Source organism: Staphylococcus sp. HGB0015, assembly GCF_000411275.1.
Lineage (GTDB): Bacteria > Bacillota > Bacilli > Staphylococcales > Staphylococcaceae > Staphylococcus > Staphylococcus schleiferi.
In genome coordinates this window covers 751,488-772,233 of sequence record NZ_KE150418.1, presented here as the reverse complement: position 1 = coordinate 772,233, position 20,746 = coordinate 751,488, and the positions used below count along the sequence as shown (strand labels likewise).

The following is a 20,746-nucleotide window of genomic DNA, read 5'->3' as shown; positions in this document are numbered from 1 at the left end:
TCCTTTGATTAAAATAGAACTAAACTTAATGGAATCGTGATTAACAATGTGAGTGTGACACGGATAAACCATATACACACAAGTTGCCAAATTGGCACTTTAATTTCTGTCGCTAAAATACACGGCACTAACGCTGAAAAGAAAATAATAGCGGATACACTCGTAATCCCTACAACAAATTTCACTTGTAAAGTGGTATTAACGACAAGTAATGAAGGTAAAAACATTTCGATAATTGAGATTGCAGATGCTTTTGCCAGTAAAGCTTGATCTGCAATAGGAAATAGATATACAAATGGATAAAAAATGTAACTTAAAATATCAATGACAGGTGTGAAATTAGCGAGCAATAAACCAACAAAACCAATCGATAAAATTGAAGGCAAAATCGCGATCGTCATTTCTAATCCATCTTTAAAATTCAGCCATACATTTTTTACAAGAGGAAGTGCTTCGTGTGATTGCTTTTTAACTTCCATCCATGCACTTTTCCAACGGCTCCCTTCAACAACGACTTCTTGATAGCCTTCTTGATTGTTGTAATACGCTGTAGAAGCTTTCGAAATCGGTGGTAAATGTGCCGAAATTGCTGTAACGACAAAAGTAATTACTAAGCAACTCCAAAAATAAAGATTCCAATGCGGAATCAGATCGAGCGTACGGGCCACAATTATCATAAAAGTAGCAGAAACGGTAGAGAATCCTGTCGCTATAATTAAAGCTTCTTTATAGTTGTATACCCCTTTTTTATACACACGATTTGTAATTAATAGCCCAAGTGAATAACTGCCTACAAAGGACGCGACTGCATCTATAGCTGATTGACCGGGCGTCTTAAATAGTGGCCTCATAATCGGTTGCATTAAAATGCCAATAAATTCTAACAAGCCATAGCCAACTAATAGCGATAATGCAATTGCACCGACAGGTATTAAGACACTGAGCGGCAACATGAGTTTTTCAAATAAAAATGGTCCATAGTCTTTTTGAAACAATAAGGCTGGACCCATTTTAAAGACATACATCACACCGATGACTGCACCTAAAACTTTAAACAATACAATGACAAAGTCAGTCACTGATTTTTTGTATTCTTTCCTCATAATAGGAAGCAATGCCCCGATTATAATCATTAACAATGCGATATACGGCATCCATTGATGCAGTCCCGATCGAATCGCAAGGTGAACATGGTCGACAATTATCGTTTTTTCACCATGCCATTGAATTGGAACAAAAAAGCAAACGACACCAATCAAGCTATAGACCCAAAAGCGCCACATCTGTTTGCCTTTTAGCACTTGTTTTTGTTCTCCCATTACAGTTCCCCCTTTAAAATCGTGATGTTATTCTCTTTGTTTCATTCAAATCATCTCCAATTGTGATATGCGAGTGCCAATGTTTTTTCAATTCTTACTATTCTCATTGTAATATGGTAAGCTATCAATAACTAATATAAATAAACTAATTATCTATAACCACAAACTATAAATAAGAGGGAACGATATGAAGATTGTACAATTGGAATATTTTATTGAAGTTGTAAACCAAAATAGTTTTACTAAAGCCGCACATATTTTACACATTAGCCAGCCTTCACTGACTGCGACAATTAAAAAAATGGAGAACGACTTAGGTTATCCATTGTTAAAAAGGACAACGAAATCGATCTCCATTACTGAAAAAGGGATTCAGTTTTATAATGAGGCCATTGAACTCGTCAAACACTATCATCAAACGATAGAGAAAATGTATGATTTAAAAATGAGCCAAACCCCTAAAATTAAAATGGCCATCATTGAATCAGCTGCACGTTGGGTTGCCAATGTGATACGCCAGCATCAAACGATACATCCCGAGCAACATTACCAAATCACAGAAATATTAGATCCACACGTACTGACACAAAAATTAATTAACTTTGATATCCATATCGGATTATCCAATGATGAGATACGACATGATGACATTATTTCTTTGCCACTTTACAAGGAAGACTATGTCGTGCTCGCGCCTAAAGACGCATTTACACCTCAAAAATCCATTTCAATTAAAAAATTACCATTAATTGTGCCCAATAAGAAATATCAAGTTCGTAAACATATTGATGATTATTTTACACGTCTTGAAGAGCGAGCTAATATTATTATGGAAGTCGACCGCTTTGAAGCAGCGACCAATTTTGTACATCAAGGCATGGGTTATGCGGTAATACCACGTATGTACTACCAGTCTTACTCTACACATGATTTACGCGCAATTCGAATTCGCCCAAGTATTGAACGAACAATATATTTAAATTACTTAAAAAAACGCCAATACAGTCCACATATATTAGATCTTGTGCAATCTTGTCGTCAATACTGGGATATGGGATAACACGAATATCATCGGTTACACATGCATCGTTTAGCTCACATCATTTTCTCATCATGCAACCTACATTGTCATTTTATGAAGCGGAACAATGAATAAAATGTGATAATAAATGTGCAACGAGTTTAGCTGTGCGTTGATCAACATCATACTTTGGATTGGTTTCCGCAATACTCACTGATGTCACTTTAGGCGATTCTAAAATACGTCTCGCTAAATCTAATACCGTATAAGGTGTCAATCCAAGCACTGCAGCAGCACTCACACCGGGTGCAAAGGCACTATCAACGACATCCATGCAAATCGTAAACAAAATCACATCATGTGCATTAATAAAGTGATCAATTTTATCCTTCACGGGTGGCCCGATTTGACCGACAAGCTCCTCAGCTAAAACGTACGCTGTATCCGTCTCTTCTGCGTAATCAAACAACGCTTGTGTATTTGCAGGGCGTTGGATACCTAAAACAAAATAATCTAAGTTTTCGTCCTCAGTTAACATTTGTCTAAAGCTTGTACCAGAAGTTGAGTGCGCCTCATAGCGGTTATCAAAATGTGCATCAATGTTAATGACACCTATAGATTGATCAGGATAGGCTGCACGGACACCTAAATACTGTGCATATGCGATGTCATGGCCGCCTCCCAATAAAAATGTTCTTTGATGCTGTTGGAGTAATTGGTGTACATAATGCCCGAACTTTTGTTGTGAAGCGAATAATGTATCAGCGGAATGGGTCCAATTGCCATAATCCACTATGTTTAATGACGTCGATGCAGGCAATCCTGCAAATGCACGTTTAATCGCATCAGGTCCATCTTTAGCACCGACACGACCTTGGTTCAGCCGGACACCTTCATCAATGGCATAACCGAATAAAGCAACGTCTGCTTGTTGTTGTGCAACCTCTTCAATATGAGCTAACTGGATGGTTTGAAATTGACGAAATGCGCGCTGATCCGTTTCACTATCTAAGCGACCTGTCCACAATTCTTGATTTGGCTTTTGATACATAAGAACCCCCTCTTTCGTACGAGACTTCAATAAGGTTGTCCCATCTCAGCAAAAATTGAAATAGCATGCTTGGTGACAAGCACATATTCGTGTTAAGTAGCGACTACGCTTGAATCGTTTGACCTGCTGTAATAGATGAGACACCCCTACGTCATAATTTTCTACAATTCTATGCTACTATTTTTACCCTTGAAAATACAAAGAAAACGTTAACAAATGGGAAGCGTCATAAATCAATGAAGATATTCCTTTTGATATTTGAGTCGGTAAAGACACGATTGAACGTATCATGTGAGGTTTATATTACACGATAAAATCTGTAACAATTTTCTTAACTTATATTACAATTCAATGATATTTGACTGTTAATAATTTATTTCTTTACAATATATGTTTATAATGAACGTTAGATTCTATGACTTGATCGTCGTCCTTTCTTGCGTTGTAATTCATTGCAGCATATGTTGATGGGACACCCTCATGCATACGAACCTCATTAGCTACGTTTAATATGGAGGATTTTTTATGAATCGAACGCGTATTTCAGGCTTCCAATGGGCAATGACCATCTTTGTGTTTTTTATTTTTGCATATGCAAGCCCCTTGATTTTACAAGACTTCCAGAAAGCATCTGGTTTCAAGCCGTTTGTATTTGCATTAAATAGCTTAGGTCCATTTATTGCCGCGGTATTATGTATCATTATATTTAAAAATAAAAAAGAACAACTTGGTGGATTAAAGTTAGGGATTAATTTAAAAGTTATTGAAAGAATTTTATTAGCACTGACTTTACCTTTAATTATTTTTATCATCGGTATGTATAGTTTTAATACATATGCGGATAGTTTTATCTTATTACAGTCTAAAGACTTGTCTGAGACGATCTGGACTATTTTAATCGGCCATCTTCTTATGGCATTCTTTATCGAGTTTGGTTTTCGTTCTTATCTATTAAATATTGTCGAAGCAAAATTGCCACACTTCTTTGCGAACATCGTTGTCAGTGTCCTTTATTTAGTATGGGATGTGAACACTGCATTTGGATCAACCTATACTTTATTCAGTGCACTCTACGTTTTCTCATTCTCAATGATAGCAGGCGAACTTGTTAGAGGGACAGGCGGGCGTTCAATTTATATCGCTACGCTATTCCATGCAGCCATGTCCTTTGCTAGAGTCTTTTTCTTTAGTGAAGAAATTGGAGATGTTTTCTCTATGAAAGTCCTTGCTTATTCTACAGCAAGTGTTGCAGCTGTCGTTGTCGTATTAGGTCTCATCATGCGTCTCTTTACACCACGTCATAAAGGCGAAGATGACGATACACCATTGATGTTCGATACATCTCAAGAGGAAGAAGATAATCCACTTGAAGAACATTATGAAACAGAAACAGCAGCGGAACCAAAGCCAACAACAAAAAGTTCTGATGCGCCAAATACAAGCGTGCAACCAGAACAACAAAATGACGCAAATGTTGACGAAGAATTAACGTCTAAAGAACAAATCAAAGATGAAGAAAAACAAACGAACGAAACAAATCAATCTATTCAAGAGCGTGAGGCGACATCATCGGATACAGCCGATGAAGAAAAAGTAAATATTGAAAATACGGATAATGAGGTTCAATCATCTGCAGAAACAACGACAGATGAAAACGACGTGACAAAAACGTCAAAACATGAGGACAAAACAGATTGATATTATAAATAAAAAGTAGCCGGTCAACGACCGCGCTACTTTTTTATTTGTTCGGAGTGATGAATCACTTTTAAGCCTTCATCTGTTCCAACGATGGCTTCTTCAACAGTGTCTAAGAAATAGCCTGTTTCTAATATGCCAACAAGGTGAATTAAGTATTCATGAAATACATACGGATCAATGCTTTGATTTAGCGTACAATCTAAAATATAGTTCCCATTATCTGTAATAAAGGGAATATCACCAATCATTCGTCGTATCACTTTAACGTCAAATGCTTGTTCAATGGTACGAATCAACTGACGCCAGTTGAAAGCATCCACTTCAACAGGGAGCTTAAACGTTTGTCCTAAATAATCAACTAACTTTGTTTGATCCGCAATAACGATAAATCGTTCCGCAAAAGTATCGATGACCTTTTCTCGAAACAGCGCCCCACCGCCGCCTTTAATTAAGTTCAAGTTCGGATCAATTTCATCTGCACCATCTATCGCGATATCGATATGCGTCACATCATTCACATCAACAATTGGAATATCTAATGACTTCGCTTGTAGTGCTGTACGTTCTGAAGTACATACGCCTTTAATTTGATACCCCTTTTCATGGATGAGTTGCGCAATTTTCGGAACGAGTAATTCGATTGTACTTCCTGTTCCAATGCCCACCGTCATGCCATCTTCAATACGACTTGTCGCTTCATCTAGTGTCATTTGTTTTAGTTGCTTAATGCCCATTGTCGCACTCCTTTTTTATGACTTATGTATCTGTCTTTATTGTACAATATTCATCTGAAAAAGCCATGACGAATCAACCGAATTACGTTAAAATAAACCTTAAATATGAGGAGGAAGCAAAATGAAATATCAAATCCATGCCATCTCAACGGGAAAAATAGAATCTTTACAATATCGAAACGATCGACCTATGAAAAGTGCACTTAACAAAAAGCCTATTCAAGATAAGGTATGGCTATCTCAAACAGGTTTAATCACAGACGAACAAGAATATAAAGACCATGGCGGACCTGATAAAGCACTCTGTTTATACAGTTATTCTCATTATGATATGTGGAAAGAGGTTATTCAGCCCTTACCTGATTATGCTTTATTTGGCGAAAATCTTACTGTACATCATGTAGATGAGACGACATTATTTTTTGGTGATCAATACCAACTTGGAGAAGCACGTATCGAAGTCTCTGAAATACGTGAACCTTGTTGGAAAATCCAAAGTAAATATGGTTATCCTCACCTTGTTAAAGATATGACGTCTTCTGGAAAAACAGACTGTTACTTCCGCGTCTTACAAGAAGGCTATGTTTCTCCAAATGATGACTTGCAACTTATAAAAAGTGCGCCTGAAGCAACAAGACTTTCTGTTCAAGAACTCAATGATATTTATTATAACGATAGAAGAAATAAAGACCGCCTCGCATATGCGATTCAAAATCCATTTCTTACACAAAAGCGCAGACAAAAACTTGAAAAAATGCTTGCACGCCTCTAGCTTTATGGATGCAAAAAAAGCAGGCTGACATTTGTCACCCTACTATGTATCGACTTTAATTGGCATTGAAACAGGAAACTAGGTATTGAAGTCTTTGGCTTCAAAGATAAAGACCTGTTCAACAGGCTCATTGAAAATACGCGCAATCTTTACCGCTGTCAAAATAGAGGGCATAAAATCATTGCGCTCTATTAATGACACGGTTTGACGAGAGATACCCGCCTTTTCGGCTAATTGTGTCTGATTATAGCCGTCTCTTGCACGTAATTCTTTCAAACGATTGCGCATCGCATCATCTCCTCAAATAAAAGTAAAAGTTGGGATGAAACTATAAATTTGATATAAGATGCATTTTACACCTTTAACAAGGCAGAAATAAAGATAAAAGCAAACTGCTACCAATGCCTTTTTATTTTCCACATACAAATGGTCTTTTGTACGATTCTTAAACAGAAATAGGAGGCGGAAAACTTCATATCCTCTCTTCCAACATCCTTAAACCTACCCCACACTTACCTGAATTCACAATGCATTTAACAATTGGATAATCTTTGGATTTGAAATGCCGTTTTAGAATAAAAAGGTGTATTGGCTTTCAAAATCGAATAGGCCTTAGGACCTAATAACTGTATATCATTCGGTAAGCTTTGCGTTTCGACTGTAATACCTGAATGAGGCTTAAAAATATTCATATGGCTTTTCCAATTTTCAGAGTCATTTAGCGTATAAAGCACAACTTGAGGCGCATCTGTTGAGACATGCAAAGCAAGGTCATCATTTGAAATCGATAGTTGACCCTCCGCCACTTCAAAAGGATGATCTAAACCTCTCTTCGCATTCACTTGTTGCTGGATGCTCTCCTTTGTAGTATTAAAAAGTTGTGCTAACTGAATCTGATTCGAACCCATTTCTTCGACGAGATCAATCGGAGTTAGCCTAGGCATGCCTGTTTCATCTAAAGGATACATTGCTAATCGATCACTTGCAATCACATGGTTATCCACCACATTGCTATCTCGATTTAAATTAAAATACACATGATTCATTGGATTAAATAGTGTATCTGCATCTGATTGTGCTTCATACTCAATTGTCCATGTTTCCGATGTATCATACGTAAAAGTCACTTTTACATCTATATTTCCCGGGTAATGATCTTCTTCTTGTCGCATTTGTGTGGTAAAGACAACTTGCACCTTTTCTGAAAGATCCTCTTTAATGATTTGATAATCAAACAGCCGATCTGACAGACCATGATGTCCACCATGTAAATGATGTGGCGAATCATTTTGTTCAAGAGTATAGGTTTTGCCTTCCAATTCAAATTGACCGTTTGCTATGCGACCGCCGACTCTTCCAACTGTTGCACCAAAATAAAAAGGATGATGAGGATAAAATTCATCAGCTTCAACTTCGTTCCCTAAAACAATATTATTGTCACCAATTCTCCAGCTAACAATACGTGCACCGTAATTCATGAATACAATTTTACTTTTGTTATTTTCTATTTTGATGAGTTCAATACCATTAGATTGTTGTTCAATATTAATAAACATTTTTACACTGTACTCCTTTACACTGCTCCCAAAGTTTATCCCCTAGTTGGTAATACCATTATGAGCACCCCTATGATACAGATGGCACCACCAATCAAATCAAACTTGTCCGGCGGTTCTTTATCAATCCAATATGACCATAAAAGGCTCATAACGATAAAGACACCCCCATACGCTGCATATACACGTCCAAAAGTTGGAAAGGTTTGAAATGTCGCAATCACACCATATAAAATGAGTACGACACCACCGATGAATCCAAACATGAATGGTCGCTCTGCGCGTAGCCATAGCCATATGAGATAACCGCCACCGATTTCACATAATCCTGCTATGATAAAAATCACTGTGGAATACACAAAACTCACATCTTCACCTCATATATTTTACTCTATTCTAACAGTATACTACAAAATATAAATGATAAGACAATCACGCTTACATAAAGTAAAAATGACTTGCGGCCATCACCGATAAAAAGGTAACTGAATTCCTAAAACAGTAGTGTCTGTTTACGAAACCCGTTACCTTAATTTTATTCATCATTTTGACGTCTTTTTAAGATTGGTTTTGGCGTTGAAAAGCGCGTTTTAAAACATTGACCCATCCTTTTTCAAACGATAAAACCGAATTTTTATATGTTTTTGCAGCAATAATAAATAACACAATAATCAGCACAATGTGAATGATTACTGCAATAATACCTTCTATCGTTGAGACATTGGATAAGGATAAGCGAGAGAATGTCACAAACGGTGAGAAGAACGGTACATAACTCGTAATTTTGATAAATAAATTGTCTGGATTAAGCGCACCAAAATAACCTGAGTAAAATGCACCCATTATTAATAAAGTCATTGGCATTAATGATTGTGCCATATCTTCTATTCTAGACGTTAAGTTACCTAAAATAGCAGCTAAGATAACATAACTAAAGATGCCAAGAATCAAGAAAATCAATCCGAAAATAATTAAGCGAACGATATGAGGTGTAAATTCTACAGATATCGAGTCAAATGTATGTTTTAAATCAAATATAAAATAACAAGCGACGACAGTGATAAAGAGTGCTAAAACTTGAGTGAATGCCACAGCTAATACAGCTAAAATCTTGGCTAAGATATGATGCACAGGACTGACACTCGTAATAATCATTTCGGAAACACGCGATGTTTTTTCTGTCGCTACTTCCATCGCTATTTGTTGTGCATAGTTAATTGTAATAAAAAACATTAGAAATGTTCCTGCCATTACAATTGCTTTACTAAAACCTTCTTCTTCAGAACTTAAATTTTGATCTGCTTGACCTTCTTTTTGAACAATTTGGCTTTTAACATTACTATGTGCTTGTAACTTTTGTAAATCTTGTCCTTGAAGTCCAAGATCTTGTGCAACCTTTTGCACTTGTAGTTGAGTCAAAACAGATTGTAATGTCGATTTATCTTTATCTGAAGGTGTATCGTGGCTTAAAATAGTTCCATTGAGTTCATGTGTCTTCGTTTCATTAATAATGAAAGCTTGATCAATATCTTCCTTTTTTAATTTCTGCTTTGCTTGTTTTTCTGATACATGTTCAAACTTCGTGTCTTCATTAACAATCGAATATTGCTTTTTGACTTGTTGATACAAATTTTTATCCTGCGTTACGATTGCAATACGGTCTTCTCCACCGTCAAACAGTTTAATGATTTTATCCACATTCGCTAAACCGATGATGAGTAAAATCATGATGACCGTCGTCGTGATAAAAGATCTAGATCTCAACTTCTTTTGGTATGTGATTTGGAAAGTCGCTAAAAATTTATGCATTTTTGTCACCTACCTTCTCTATAAAGATTTCATTAATCGTTGGTTCCATTAGTTGAAAACGTTTCGCATAACCTTTTTGTTGAACGATTTGAAATATTGCTTCTGCCACAGTTTCACTTTCAATTGTAAAATGTTTTTCTGAGCGATGGGTTTCATAATGTAAAACACCCGGAAGTTGCGCCGCTTCTGATAAGTCATAAGGCGCATCGACGACAAGACGTTGATAGCCTGCTTGATGTTTCACTTGTTGAATGTCCCCTTGTACAACCATCTGTCCACGATTTAATATGCATATATCATCGCAGAGCTCTTCGACATGTTCCATACGATGTGAGCTAAAGATAATCGTCGTCCCTTTGGCGTTAAGACCTTTTACAGCATCTTTTAACAACTCTACATTAACTGGGTCTAACCCACTAAATGGCTCATCCAAAATCAATAGTGACGGTTCATGAATCATACTTGCAAGCAATTGTACTTTCTGTTGGTTTCCTTTAGATAGCGCTTCTATTTTTTTATGACGGTTTTCTGTAATTTGAAAGCGCGCTAACCAGTAATCTAAAGCTTTTTTAATATCCGCATTTTTCATCCCTTTTAAAGTCGCTAAATATTTGAGTTCTTCTGTTACAGTCAATTTAGGATGTAATCCTCTTTCTTCTGGTAAATAGCCAATTATGTCATACATCGTCTTATCTATCTTTTTACCTTCGTATGTAATTTTGCCTTCAGTCGGTTCAGATAATCCCAAAATCATACGAAATGTCGTCGTCTTACCCGCACCATTTCGGCCTAAAAAGCCCAACATTTTACCTTTTTGAAGTTCAAACGAAATATCATCTACTGCCACAATATGTTTCATTAACGGCATTGTAGTACCCTTAAAGCATAACGTAAATTGAAGCAGTTAACCTCACTTAATGTCACTTTGTAGAAAAAAGTGTAGCCAAGATGAAGTACTGCCTTAAAAGATGTCAGCACAGCACCTCAATCTCAACTACACGGGAGCCTCTTTTCTATTTATTTAATAACCTACTAAATATGCTACAGACATTGCCACTGCACATATCACTACCCATGCAAGTATCAGTTTCCATACAAATTTAATCCACTGTGTATAGCTTATATTAGCGACTGCTAAGGCACCCATTAGAACAGCAGATGTTGGAAAGAGACTATTACTAATTGCATCACCATATTGAAAAGCTAAAACTGTAATTTGTCGATTCACCTCGAGTAAATCTGAAATTGGCACTAACAACGGCATTGTAGTTAAAGCTTGACCTGATCCAGATGGAATGAAAAAGTTGAGGAAAAATTGAAAAATGAACATCCCTATAATCGTCACAACTGATGGTAATCCTTCTAACATTGATGTCATGAAATAGACAATCGTATCGATAATCTTTCCGTTTTCTAAAATAACGATAATCCCTTTCGCAAAACCAACAATCATTGCACCAAATAAGACATTTTTCATGCCCTCTAATAAAGCGTCGAATGTACCGTTGAAGCCCAATCCAGCTACAAAGCCAGCAAGGAGTCCCGCTAACAAAAAGTTTGCACTCATTTCATTAAATGTCCAACCGAATTTAAAAATCCCAAAAATATTCAATCCAATAGCGCCAACAATGAATAATAGGCTGACGAATTGTCTACGCGAAAATGATGGAACCGCTTCTTGTTGATGACGATCCACTTCTTCCTGTTCTAATTTGTATACGATACTCTGTTCAGGCGAACGTTTCACACGTCGCGCATAGCGCATGACCACCACCATTGCGGCCAGCAGAATAAAAATATAAATGATAGAACGCAATCCCCATCCTGAGAATAGTGGGAGTTCGGCGACGCTTTGTGCAACGCCGACTGTAAATGGATTGAGCATCCCTCCAATAAAGCCACTCGCTGCACCTAAAATAACGATTGCCGCCCCCGTCAATGCATCGTAACCTAAAGTTCGTGCAATTATAATCCCGATAGGCACAAAAATAATCGTTTCTTCCGCGAGTCCAATTGAAAAACCTAAAATTGAAAACATTAACATAGTGAGCGGGATCATTAACACTTTAAACTGCCCTAATTGCGTCATCAATCGCCGAATCCCTGCTTCTATTGCACCGCTCTTATGTACAACGCCAAAAGCGCCGCCTACTAAAAAAATATAAAAAACAATTTCTCCACCACTTATTAATCCTTCTGGTACAGCACGAAAGATATCCAATAAACTTGCAGGGTGTGAAGGTAATACATGATAAGAATCAGGCACAACAACCGTCTGACTATTGACCTTTTTTCGTTCAAATGTACCCGCCGGTATCAGATAAGTCAATAGTGCAGCCACCACAATCACCATCATCAATAAAGCATACGTATGTGGCATTTTAAGTTTTTTCAGCTTGTTTTTCATGATTAAAACATCCCTCTTGTTTAAATTTTCGAAATAAACTGACTTTTATTTATATACACTTAATCCATCTGTTCTAATCATGCGCTCTGAATTAAACAAAAATGCTCAAAAATGAAATGCTTGCTTACTTCATCTCATCTTTGAGCACACTTGATTTAATATTTATAAGAATCTTGTTCTATTTGTTTTTGTTGTGATGTTTCGTATGATGTGAATGATTCCTCGTTTGAAGCATCATCTTTTAGTTCATCGTTAGGGAAGCCCTTATCGTGACCGGCCTCAATATATTTAGGCGAAGGTCCATATTTATTGACTTGTTCCTTACTATCAAGCAAGGCAATAATTAAACACACAATATTTAAAATGATTGTGAGGCTAAGTAAAGTATAACCTAACCAATCTGGAATAAAATCAAAATTCAAGTTTCCAGTCACTTTTGTATCGACCCCATTGATGTTTCCTTCAGAAATATCTTCATCAGGGCTTAGGTCACTGATAATATTATAAATGATACTAACGATAAAACTAATCATTGGAATCCACATTGAAAAGCCCACATCATGAAATCTTCTGACCTGTAACGCTAAATTAGGAATAATGGTTGCTAACGCATAGAGGAATATAAGAATGACTAGAATTACACCTAAAATGGGTCCTGCTCCTGGGATAAAGAAACATAAGAATGCAATGAAAAATGTGACAACATAAATCAAAAAATTCCAAAGCGCTACCCACCAGTATTCACTTCGACGACTTCGCCCTTTGAAGTTAAAGTAATTTAACCAAAAATATTTGTAGGCCTCTACAAAGCCAACTTTCGGCGTGACGTACATGATTGATCCTCCTTGTATTTTCTCTTTTCTTCAGTGTACCATACTCTTTAATTAATGTAACAGGTCCCTTTTTCACGATGCATCTCTTTAATATATTTCCCTTCGATGTGGCTATGAGTTGGTTTTGACACGCAAGTTCGCTACAATATGAATCATCATCATATATGGAGGCACGTATTATGGATTTTATTCATCGTCCAACGATTCAAACTGCTCAAGACTTATTAGGCGTTCAATTGATTTATGAATCTGAACACCATACGCTTACAGGATATATTGTTGAAACTGAAGCTTATCTCGGCCATCAAGATCAAGCTGCACATGGTTTTCAAGGGAAGCGCACACCGAAAGTCGAATCTCTCTATCAAGAAGGTGGCACGATTTATGCGCATACGATGCACCGACAATTATTAATTAATTTTGTGACCCAAACAGCTGGTGTTCCTGAAGGCGTCCTTATCCGTGCCATTCAACCAGAGCAAGGCATCGATATTATGGAATACAATCGTGGCAAAAAAGGCTATGAATTAACGAACGGGCCGGGAAAATTAACACAAGCATTACAAATTCCGCGTGCAATAGATGGCTCCAAATTGAATATAGGCCGATTAAAAATTGATACAAAACATCGCAAATATCCAAGAGCAATTGTAGCAGGCCCTCGAATTGGCATCCCAAATAAAGGACAGTGGACGGATGAACCGCTACGTTTTACGGTTAAAGGAAACCCCTATGTGTCCCATATGCGTGCGAAAGATCGGTTACCCGCACATGAAACGTGGAAATCTTCGTAATAAAAAAGCAATGAATCTCGAACTGAAAACGCTGTTCGAAATCCATGGCTTTTTCTTTATGCTGTTTCTTTCCTACGAAACATACCGATATGAATCGAAATAATGGTACAAATAACTAAAATAATTGGATAAAACGAATATTTCAATACTTCTAAATATGTGACATGACCAAATTGTTCGGCCATTAACATACCACTATCGTGCGGTAGTACCATCAATGCACTCGCTGCAAAGATATCTAATAAGCTTGCCATTCGTTTGGGCGCAATTTTATACATTTGTCCAATTTCTTTAGCAATCGGTGCTGATATAATAATTGCGACCACATTATGCACTAATGCAGCGGATAAAAAGCCTGATAGAAAGCTCATCGCATATTCAGCGCTTTTCGGTCCATTCGCACGTTTTTTCATCGTTTCAATAATCCAATCGATACCCCCGTAATATCGAATCAACGCAACAAGTCCGGAAATTAAAAACGCGATAAGGAAAATCATAAAGGTACCTTCCATACCTTCACCTATTTTAGTAGTACATTCAAAAACGCCAATATTTCCTCTTGCTACACCAATCACGCCTGTGAGTAAAATCCCCGAAATAAGGACGAGCATGACGTTCATTCCTGCAATAGCAGCAACCAACACAAATAAATAAGGAAGTAAATCAATAAAGTTATAACTTAAATCTTTATCAATATGTCCCGTACCACCCACAATGGCATAAATAATAAATGTAATCACCGCAGCTGGAAGTGCGATTAAAAAATTCGCTTTAAACTTGTCTTTCATTTTAGCACCGACACCTGTTGTTGCAGCGATTGTTGTATCTGAAATAATAGACAAGTTATCCCCGAAATAAGCCCCTGCAATGACAGCAGCTGCAGCGGCTGCAACATTTAAGTCAGCAGACTGTGCTACAGCAACACCAATCGGGATAAACGCCGCTTGCGTTCCCGTTGATGTCCCTAATGATGTGGCTACAAAAGCACTCATCACAAAGATACCAGGTATGAGTAAACTTGGTGGTATGACTGAAAGCCCCATATTTACCATTGCTTCTTGTCCGCCCATCGCAGAAGCAGCGCTCGCGAATCCTCCTGCTAACAATAAAATTAATCCAAGTTCAGCAATACCTGAAGAACCCGCGTTTTCAGTAAAGATCTTAATCTTTTTCGCAACTGGTGTTTTCCGATCATAACAAACCCAAGCAATAACTATGGCTATAAATATCGCAACATGCCGTGGCAATCGACTGAATGGGTCTTTAGCACCTATCGCAGTAAAATATAAACCTACCCCAATATATAAGACGAGAAAAATGATAAGGGGTAATAATGCGAGTGCACCATACTGTTTTTGACTTCTTAATTCTTGTGACATCTCTTTCTCCTTATACCTTAGTTTCACGATAAGGATTATACACCATTATTTAACTTTGACAAGTCACTTGCTTCATTACTTCTACATATTCGTTTTAAGATTATTTACTCACTATCATACAATCCAAACAAATGATGGTTTTCGTATAAAGTCGTTTTCTTAATCATCAGTTGAAAAAGTAACATAACCCGTCTTATTTTTAATAACGACCCGATGCTGTCCTTCACCAACTTGCTTATGCTTTAAGTTTTCAATATCTTCTAAATCGACATTCCCATAGCGATTTTGTATATCGAATCTCGTATTACGGGGCTGTGTTTTATAAGTGACTTCGACGCCTCCTTTTTCATTTTCAATTGTTATCGGAATATCTATTGGTACATCACTTAAATCTGTATGACCTAAACGGTTATGAATGAGTATCTCTTTATAATCTGTTGATTCGCTTTCTATAAAACCAGAACCTATTTGCGCATTCAGCGTATCGATCTGACTATGATTGATTACGATTGAGCCAGAATCTGTATCTACACTCAACTTATTGATATTTAATTGTTCGATATTCATGGCACTTTTTGCTGACTTTAATGAAAGTTCATCTAATTTCGATTTTGGAATCGTGATTAACACTTTATGACGTTCTACATCTTTAAAAGGATTGACATTAATACGAGGTTCTACTGCATCATTTCCTTTAATGTTAATATTTAATTGTTGTTGATGTTGCTTAGCTTGAATCGCATTTTTCTTGTCAGTAAACGCACCTTCAATTTTGAGTTGATTCCCAGTAGTAAATTCCACATCTTTTCCTTTAGCTTCAATATGTAGCGATTTTATTTGAGACGTATCAAACTTCTTCTCTATTTTGTCATAGTGCACTTTAGACTGTTGATTAAAAAAGGTGTAATAGATGGTACCTACAATACCAACGATAAAGAGGAGCAAGCCGACTAAAAATAAAATCTTGAGTGTCTTTTTCATGATTGATCACCTCTCTTGATCAATTGAATATTCCATTTTAAATATTTAATGACAATCAAGTAACTCCATTTCACAATAATAATGATTAAAACGACGAGCATGATACCTAAGCCAAGCCACCCTATCGCTGCAAACCAATCTGAAATTAAAACAAGGGCTGTTGTAAACTTTTGTTGATAGAACACTAAAAAAGGGGCTGCCAAGCCAATGAGTCCTACGAATGCAAGGCTGATAAGCAAACTAATGTATATCAATAATGGACCTGTAATTAAAATAAAATTAATAACGCTCAACCCTAATACAGTTATAATTGCTTGTCCCGTATTAGAAAAACCCTTGTGCTTTTCTGCTTCACCTACTGCACTTTCAGCATTAATTGCTTTCGCCATATCTTTAGGATGACCTAGCATCTTGACGATTTGTTGTTCAGTTTTGCCATCATTCAAACCTTCAATAAAATGATTTTCGTATTCTGAGACAATATCCTGTTTCTCTGTTTCAGACATATTTTTCAAATGCTCATAAAGTAAGGCTAAATATTCATTCTTTGTCATGCTTGCTCACTCTCTTCTATAAATAGTTGTACGATATCTACAAACGCACGCCATTCCGATTTTAATTGATTCAAGCGCACCAAACCTAACTCTGTTAATTCATAATATTTTCTTGCTGGTCCTTCTGTTGAAGGTTGATAATATGTCGAAAGATAACCCTCTTTCACTAAACGCCTTAATAAGGGATAAACGGTACCTTCTGCAATCATCATTCGCTTAGAAATGTTTTGCACAAGGGAGTAACCATATTGTGCCTCTCCTTTAATAATCAAAAGGACAATCATTTCTAATGCACCTTTTTTAAATTGTATATTCATCACAAAACCTCCAACTATACATCAATCAGTACTGTTTAAAGTATAATACTAAACTTAACTTACCTAAGCTATTAAACATTACAAGGTACTGATTAAAAATTAAAACACAATCTTTCAATAATGAATGGTTGTGTTTTATTTTTTGATGCTTATATTCGTTTTTTAATGTGTTAGGACAACTGGTTCATGTTTTCCATTGATCTCAATACGATGTGCAATGGTTTCATGTTCGGTTTCTATATACAAAATAAAAGGAGGATGTCCATCTTGACTAAGCGGAATATGAATTGATGTCACCTTATCTATATCAATGTCACTTTCCAATATCATACGCGCTTCGGCATCAACAAGCACAAAGGAAGGAAGCGGTGCACCATCAATATCTAAAATCTGTAATTGTAGCATCAAACCATGCTGATTGATATCTTTAATGACGATTTCATAATTCTCAATACGATCATTCGCCCGTTCTAAAATATAAAGATTTTGGCATAAATCCATTTCGAAATCTAGCTCAGCTGAATCGCTTACAACATCCATTGACTGAAAACCAGTGATTAACTCTATCTTATTATTTTGCCCATTAATCATCGCCGTCACATCGAATTCAATTACGGCTTGCGTTGTATCGACAACCCCCAAACTCATGTCATTCACTTTAATGAGAAAAAGTTGATTGATGCCTTCTATATTTAGATGATAATCTTTACTGTCATCAAAGTCTTTGATATCAAAATATTGTTGGTAACTTAACCAGTTCGTACATCCAAGTTGTTCTAAATCTAATCCGACATCCCCTGAATCATGCTGTTCCGACTTCTCCCATGTGTAAGCGACTTCTTCGTCAGTCTCAAAGCGTTTCACTGTTGACTCCCATTCACCAGCTAAAACGGTTATTGTATGATTTATATAATCCATAGAATACGAATTAAAAACATGTCGATTAATATAAGGTATATAACGTATTCTACGTGCAAGGGGTTGAGGTTGCGCCTGTCGCATTGGCTTATTCCTTAATTTTTTCATTTTCCATACACCTCTAAATAGAATATTATTTTTTATTATACAATTAATTTAACACTATAAAAGATATGAGAATATATACCAATCATCACAAATTATGGTAAAATGTTTCCATATCTTTAAGCAGAAGGTGTTGGCATGCAAATATTATGGAAAATGTTTAAAAAAGACCAATTCGAGGCACACGTTGATGAGTGTGGCATCGAAGTTGGAACGCCTCAAGGGGGTTACCAATATACTGTGTCAAAACCGGCTGTATTACATATCGTCATGGCAGGGACTGGCAGACTCATTTATCAAAATCAAACTTATATTTTAAAACCGGGTGATTTATTTCTGCTTCAACAAGGTATGGAAGTTCATTATGAATCAGAACTAAATGAGCCGTGGACTTATTATTGGGTCGGCTTTAGTGGCAAAATTGCACTAGACTATTTGAATCGAACCACTTTAAAAGAGCGTATTGTAGTCCAAAATGAAAACACGGGTGCGATTGAACATATCATTTATCGCATGTGTCATCGCTCGGTTCACTATTCGACTGAAGCATCAGATGATATCCAGCATATGCGTGACTTGTATGAACTGCTCTATCAGTTACATTTGCATTTCCCAAAACCGTTTGCTGTTGTTCAGACTGAGATTTATTCAAATGTGCGTGAAGCGATCCGCTATATCAATGACAATTATATGAAGGCCATTACGATTGCCGATGTCGCAAAGCACGTCAATGTGAGCCGAAGCTACTTGTATAAAATGTTCAAAAAACATATCGATCAATCCCCACAAAATTACTTAATCCATGTTCGGATGTATCAAGCTTCAAAACTTTTTAAAGGAACCAACTTGCAAATCCAAGAAATCGCATATCGTGTTGGTTATAAAGACCCTCTCCTTTTTTCTAAAACTTTCAAAAAACAGTTTGGCATGAGTGCAACAGCATATAGAAAATCACAACAACCTTCTGATTAATTTGAACTATTTAATAATAGTATATTGTGAGAGATTACATCCAATTTTATATTTATATAGATTTTTGCCCTTAAAAAAAGTATAATTATTTAGTATGGGGTTGAAAGCCCTTTCTATTTCATTAACTTAAAGGGGGAACGTAACAGTGATAGAGCTGAACAGTATTACAACGTTGTTTGTTGCGTGTCTATTGCTTATTATTGGTCAAGCAATCGTCAATAAAGTTGCACTTTTTAATCGATTAAGCATCCCTTCACCCGTAATCGGTGGACTGATTTTTGCGATTATATCTGCGATTCTTTCTTCAACAGGTGTGCTTCATATTAAATTAGACGGTGACTTTTTCAGAGACTTTTTTATGCTTGCCTTTTTTACAACAATTGGTTTAGGCGCTTCATTCAAGTTATTAAAACTGGGTGGAAAAGTATTAATCGTCTATTGGATTTTATGTGGTGTGCTTGCGACATTCCAAAATATCATTGGGGTTTCAATGGCAAAAGTTTTACATATTGATCCTTTACTCGGGTTAACTGCCGGTGCCATGTCAATGGAAGGTGGACATGGGAATGCCACTGCATATGGTCAAACAATTCAAAGTTATGGTATTGACTCAGCTGTAACGGCAGCATTAGCGGCGGCAACACTGGGTCTTGTTGCTGGTGGCTTAATGGGTGGCCCCGTTGTGCGTTACCTTATAAAAAAACACGATTTAGCACCTGCACATACAGAAGAAACACAAAAAGATTATTCAGAAATCGACATTAATCGTCGCTTACATAAAAACTTTTCTATTAACGAAGTCTTTTTCATTCAAATGACGGTCATCCTATTTTGTATGGGATTAGGGACATTTTTAGGCAAAGCATTTAGTGAATGGTCAGGCTTGAATATTCCATTATATGTTGCGTCTATGTTTATCGCTGTCATCATCCGTAACATTTCAGAGTATACGAACTTAAATTTAATTGATTTAAAACTGACAAATCAAATTGGCGATATTTCATTGAGTGTGTTTTTATCCATCGCGTTAATGAGCATCAAACTCACGGATGTGTATCATCTTGCACTACCGCTTATTGTTATTGTCATTTGTCAGGTTATTTTCGTAGCGCTCTTTTCTATCTTTGTTGTCTTCCGTTGTCTCGGTAAAGACTATGATGCTGCCGTCATGATTGGTGGTTTTATCGGACACGGCTTAGGTGCAACACCTAATGCGATGGCCAATTTAGATGCGATTACGAAAAATTTTGGGAATTCTCCACGTGCCTATCTTGTTGTACCTATCGTGGGTGCATTCCTCGTAGATTTACTCGGTGTACCAATTATCACAACTTTTATTAATATTTTTAAACCTTAATGGATATTATGTAAGAGATTGATTTATGATATTGAAGTAAAAATACCTAAGCTATTTTCACTTCTTAAGCTAACATTTTAAAACGGATGCTAAACATACTAAGATTAGCTGTGAAGAAATTTATGACGATAGATTTCTTTACAGCTATTTTTTATAGTTGTAGAGA

At 36.6% G+C, this 20,746-nt stretch carries 21 protein-coding genes; 6 read left to right on the top strand and 15 right to left on the bottom strand.

Annotated elements, in window-relative coordinates; translation table 11 throughout:
* Positions 1 to 8 precede the first annotated feature (8 nt).
* The gene (locus HMPREF1208_RS09990; RefSeq protein ID WP_016426266.1) at positions 9 to 1,319 is read right to left on the bottom strand and encodes a YjiH family protein; all 1,311 of its coding nucleotides are present in this window, start codon (positions 1,317 to 1,319) and stop codon (positions 9 to 11) included.
* Between the two features lie 187 nt (positions 1,320 to 1,506).
* Here HMPREF1208_RS09990 and HMPREF1208_RS09985 point away from each other — a divergent pair, with 187 nt between their 5' ends.
* Positions 1,507 to 2,379 carry a LysR family transcriptional regulator gene (locus tag HMPREF1208_RS09985; RefSeq protein ID WP_016426265.1) on the top strand — a complete coding sequence of 291 codons (873 nt, stop codon included), beginning with the start codon at positions 1,507 to 1,509 and terminating at the stop codon, positions 2,377 to 2,379.
* Positions 2,380 to 2,452: 73 nt separating this feature from the next.
* Here the strand turns inward: HMPREF1208_RS09985 and hutG are convergent, their stop codons facing one another.
* Entirely contained in the window at positions 2,453 to 3,391 is a 939-nt protein-coding gene (gene hutG / locus HMPREF1208_RS09980; protein ID WP_016426264.1) for a formimidoylglutamase, read from the bottom strand.
* Positions 3,392 to 3,916: 525 nt separating this feature from the next.
* Between hutG and HMPREF1208_RS12540 the strand changes: the two genes are divergently transcribed.
* Positions 3,917 to 5,089: a CPBP family glutamic-type intramembrane protease gene (locus tag HMPREF1208_RS12540; protein WP_016426262.1), complete on the top strand. Its 1,173-nt coding sequence runs from the start codon at positions 3,917 to 3,919 to the stop codon at positions 5,087 to 5,089.
* Positions 5,090 to 5,124: 35 nt separating this feature from the next.
* On the opposite strand, the gene HMPREF1208_RS09970 is transcribed toward HMPREF1208_RS12540, so the two are convergent.
* Positions 5,125 to 5,826: a ribose 5-phosphate isomerase A gene (locus HMPREF1208_RS09970; protein WP_016426261.1), complete on the bottom strand. Its 702-nt coding sequence runs from the start codon at positions 5,824 to 5,826 to the stop codon at positions 5,125 to 5,127.
* Between the two features lie 121 nt (positions 5,827 to 5,947).
* Between HMPREF1208_RS09970 and HMPREF1208_RS09965 the strand changes: the two genes are divergently transcribed.
* Complete coding sequence (locus HMPREF1208_RS09965) at positions 5,948 to 6,598, top strand: MOSC domain-containing protein (protein ID WP_016426260.1); 651 nt, start codon at positions 5,948 to 5,950, stop codon at positions 6,596 to 6,598.
* A gap of 78 nt (positions 6,599 to 6,676) precedes the next feature.
* Here HMPREF1208_RS09965 and HMPREF1208_RS09960 read toward each other — a convergent pair whose 3' ends face one another.
* The 7 genes from HMPREF1208_RS09960 to HMPREF1208_RS09930 all read right to left on the bottom strand — a co-directional run bounded on the left by HMPREF1208_RS09960 (position 6,677) and on the right by HMPREF1208_RS09930 (position 13,203).
* On the bottom strand, positions 6,677 to 6,886 hold the full coding sequence (locus tag HMPREF1208_RS09960) for a helix-turn-helix transcriptional regulator (RefSeq protein ID WP_016426259.1): 210 nt from the start codon (positions 6,884 to 6,886) through the stop codon (positions 6,677 to 6,679).
* 245 nt (positions 6,887 to 7,131) lie between these two features.
* Positions 7,132 to 8,154, bottom strand: coding sequence for an aldose epimerase family protein (locus HMPREF1208_RS09955; RefSeq protein ID WP_016426258.1), 1,023 nt, complete (start codon positions 8,152 to 8,154; stop codon positions 7,132 to 7,134).
* 35 nt (positions 8,155 to 8,189) lie between these two features.
* Positions 8,190 to 8,522: a YnfA family protein gene (locus HMPREF1208_RS09950; protein WP_016426257.1), complete on the bottom strand. Its 333-nt coding sequence runs from the start codon at positions 8,520 to 8,522 to the stop codon at positions 8,190 to 8,192.
* 190 nt (positions 8,523 to 8,712) lie between these two features.
* Positions 8,713 to 9,963, bottom strand: coding sequence for an ABC transporter permease (locus HMPREF1208_RS09945; RefSeq protein ID WP_016426256.1), 1,251 nt, complete (start codon positions 9,961 to 9,963; stop codon positions 8,713 to 8,715).
* Positions 9,956 to 10,831 carry an ABC transporter ATP-binding protein gene (locus tag HMPREF1208_RS09940; protein ID WP_016426255.1) on the bottom strand — a complete coding sequence of 292 codons (876 nt, stop codon included), beginning with the start codon at positions 10,829 to 10,831 and terminating at the stop codon, positions 9,956 to 9,958. Before HMPREF1208_RS09940 ends, HMPREF1208_RS09945 begins: the two co-directional genes overlap by 8 nt.
* A gap of 153 nt (positions 10,832 to 10,984) precedes the next feature.
* Positions 10,985 to 12,370 (bottom strand): YfcC family protein, encoded by a 1,386-nt coding sequence (locus HMPREF1208_RS09935; RefSeq protein ID WP_016426254.1) that lies wholly within the window; start codon positions 12,368 to 12,370, stop codon positions 10,985 to 10,987.
* A 155-nt stretch (positions 12,371 to 12,525) separates the two neighbouring features.
* The gene (locus HMPREF1208_RS09930; RefSeq protein WP_016426253.1) at positions 12,526 to 13,203 is read right to left on the bottom strand and encodes a DUF805 domain-containing protein; all 678 of its coding nucleotides are present in this window, start codon (positions 13,201 to 13,203) and stop codon (positions 12,526 to 12,528) included.
* A gap of 179 nt (positions 13,204 to 13,382) precedes the next feature.
* On the opposite strand from HMPREF1208_RS09930, the gene HMPREF1208_RS09925 reads away from it, so the two are divergent.
* On the top strand, positions 13,383 to 13,997 hold the full coding sequence (locus HMPREF1208_RS09925) for a DNA-3-methyladenine glycosylase (RefSeq protein WP_016426252.1): 615 nt from the start codon (positions 13,383 to 13,385) through the stop codon (positions 13,995 to 13,997).
* Between the two features lie 56 nt (positions 13,998 to 14,053).
* Here HMPREF1208_RS09925 and HMPREF1208_RS09920 read toward each other — a convergent pair whose 3' ends face one another.
* The 5 genes from HMPREF1208_RS09920 to HMPREF1208_RS09900 all read right to left on the bottom strand — a co-directional run bounded on the left by HMPREF1208_RS09920 (position 14,054) and on the right by HMPREF1208_RS09900 (position 18,254).
* Positions 14,054 to 15,376: a Na+/H+ antiporter NhaC family protein gene (locus HMPREF1208_RS09920; protein ID WP_016426251.1), complete on the bottom strand. Its 1,323-nt coding sequence runs from the start codon at positions 15,374 to 15,376 to the stop codon at positions 14,054 to 14,056.
* 159 nt (positions 15,377 to 15,535) lie between these two features.
* A complete protein-coding gene (locus HMPREF1208_RS09915; protein ID WP_016426250.1) occupies positions 15,536 to 16,357 on the bottom strand; it encodes a DUF4097 family beta strand repeat-containing protein in 822 nt (273 codons plus the stop codon).
* Entirely contained in the window at positions 16,354 to 16,911 is a 558-nt protein-coding gene (locus HMPREF1208_RS09910) for an HAAS signaling domain-containing protein (RefSeq protein ID WP_016426249.1), read from the bottom strand. Before HMPREF1208_RS09910 ends, HMPREF1208_RS09915 begins: the two co-directional genes overlap by 4 nt.
* On the bottom strand, positions 16,908 to 17,228 hold the full coding sequence (locus HMPREF1208_RS09905; RefSeq protein ID WP_016426248.1) for a PadR family transcriptional regulator: 321 nt from the start codon (positions 17,226 to 17,228) through the stop codon (positions 16,908 to 16,910). The genes HMPREF1208_RS09910 and HMPREF1208_RS09905 overlap by 4 nt, the downstream gene beginning before the upstream one ends.
* A gap of 162 nt (positions 17,229 to 17,390) precedes the next feature.
* Positions 17,391 to 18,254 carry a hypothetical protein gene (locus tag HMPREF1208_RS09900; RefSeq protein ID WP_016426247.1) on the bottom strand — a complete coding sequence of 288 codons (864 nt, stop codon included), beginning with the start codon at positions 18,252 to 18,254 and terminating at the stop codon, positions 17,391 to 17,393.
* A gap of 135 nt (positions 18,255 to 18,389) precedes the next feature.
* Between HMPREF1208_RS09900 and HMPREF1208_RS09895 the strand changes: the two genes are divergently transcribed.
* On the top strand, positions 18,390 to 19,223 hold the full coding sequence (locus HMPREF1208_RS09895) for an AraC family transcriptional regulator (RefSeq protein ID WP_016426246.1): 834 nt from the start codon (positions 18,390 to 18,392) through the stop codon (positions 19,221 to 19,223).
* Between the two features lie 145 nt (positions 19,224 to 19,368).
* Positions 19,369 to 20,580 (top strand): sodium/glutamate symporter, encoded by a 1,212-nt coding sequence (gene gltS / locus HMPREF1208_RS09890; RefSeq protein WP_016426245.1) that lies wholly within the window; start codon positions 19,369 to 19,371, stop codon positions 20,578 to 20,580.
* The last annotated feature ends 166 nt before the right edge of the window (positions 20,581 to 20,746 follow it).